Here is a 1,608-nt window from a genome sequence, read left to right on the forward strand (position 1 = left end):
GCAGCACGCAGGGCATCAGATTCAGCACCAGGCCACCGCCCAGTGCCAGCAGCAGTACCCACAGCAGCGAGCTGTCGGTTTTCGGTACGCGGCTCGGAGCCTTGGTACGCAGCGCATTGTCCTGCTGCGCGTCGGCGGCGAAGGCATCGCGCGAGCCGTTGCTGGCGTCGGCACCACCCGTGGCGGCCGGCGCGTCGTTGGGCACGGTCGGAAGCAGGCGCAGCGGTGTGCCGTTGGCGCCCTCGCGGGTGCCGGCAGTGGCCGAAGCCGGCAGCGAACGAATCACTTCGTCGCGTGCGGCAGGTGCATCACTGGTGGTGTTGGCCTTGCCGGCGGGGATCGACAACTTCACCCGGCGGGTCATCGGCGGGTAGCAGATGCCATCGGTCTGGCAACCCTGGAAGGTCACCACCAGCGTGCTGTCGACCGCCTCGGCGCGGCTGCGGCGCAGCGGCACCGGCACTTCCACCTGGTTGAAATAGACCGCCACATCACCGAAGTGCTCGTCGCGGTGCGACTGCGCCGCCGGCCAACGCGGCTTGTCGGCCAGTACCCCGGCGCTGCCTTCCAGCTTCAGCGAGGTGCGGTCGCGATACAGGTAATAGCCCGGTGCCGGGCTGAAGCGCAGCAGCAGGGTATTGCCATCGCTGGCGATGGCATCGAAGCCGAATGCCTGATCCGACGGCAGCGGCAGTGCCTGGCTGTTGCTGGTGCCCGGCAGCCGCAGGCCACCGCCACTGCCGGCGCCGGCCAGCGGGTTGTTGAATGCACTGGCGCCGGTGGCGCGTGCGGTCGGCAGCGTGGCCGCCGCACCGCCTGCACCGGGCAGGGTCACCTGCACCACGCGCTTCTGCGGCGGGTAGCACACACCAGCATCGGCGCAGCCCTGGTAACGCACTTCCAGGCTGATGGTGCCGGCGGCATCGGTGGGCGCGCCGGGCAGGGTGGCCTGCAGGCGCTCGCGGTAGGTCTCCACCTCACCGAAGAAATCGTCGTGGTGCTTCTTGCCTGCGGGCATCTGCAGCGCAGCGGCGTTGAACGCCGGATCGGCCTTCACCGTGGTGCGGTGGCGATACAGGTAGTAGCCCGGGGCGATCTTGAACTGCAGTTGGATCTGGCCACGCTCGGGCGCGCTGGCGGTCAGCGCGAACGCCTGGTCCACCGGCAGCAGATCCTTCTCATCCAGCGCGAAGGCCGGCAATGAAAGCCACAACAGAGCGCACAAGGCGGCGCCACGCGCAAACAGAGTCTTCAATCAATGTCCTCCCGGGTCTGTGCCCGGATCCAGTCCAGATACGCCGGCAGGCCGGCCCGGGTTTCGACCGCGATGCACTCCGGGAGTTCATACGGATGCAGTTCGACGATCCGGGCGATGGCTTCATCGACACGGCTTGCGGTGGTCTTCACCAGCAGCTGCAGCTCGGCGTCGGTGGTGACCTCACCCTGCCAGCGGTAAGTCGACTGAGCGCCGTCCAGGCGGGTCACGCAGGCAGCCAGATGCTCGGCGACCAGCGCGTGCGCGATGCGCTCGGCACTGGCCCGGTCCGGGCAGGTGGTCAACAGCAGCAGGACGGGATCGACGGTCGACATGACCGTCGAGTATAGGGC

The 1,608-nt window shown here is 68.3% G+C and carries 2 protein-coding genes; both read right to left on the bottom strand.

Annotated elements, in window-relative coordinates; genetic code table 11:
- On the bottom strand, positions 1–1,255 hold a 1,255-nt coding region (locus AC1VAN_RS21280; RefSeq protein ID WP_480986688.1), incomplete at its 3' end, for a protein-disulfide reductase DsbD N-terminal domain-containing protein.
- Complete coding sequence (cutA, locus tag AC1VAN_RS21285; RefSeq protein WP_442252402.1) at positions 1,252–1,590, bottom strand: divalent-cation tolerance protein CutA; 339 nt, start codon at positions 1,588–1,590, stop codon at positions 1,252–1,254. The genes AC1VAN_RS21280 and cutA, both read right to left, overlap by 4 nt.
- Between the last annotated feature and the right edge of the window lie 18 nt (positions 1,591–1,608).

The organism is Stenotrophomonas sp. 05L44_2 (genome assembly GCF_056665995.1).

Coding starts and splice junctions, on each gene's coding strand:
- cutA (WP_442252402.1), bottom strand. CDS start 1,590: ATGTCGACCGTCGATCCCGTCCTGCTGCTGTTGACCACCTGCCCGGAC.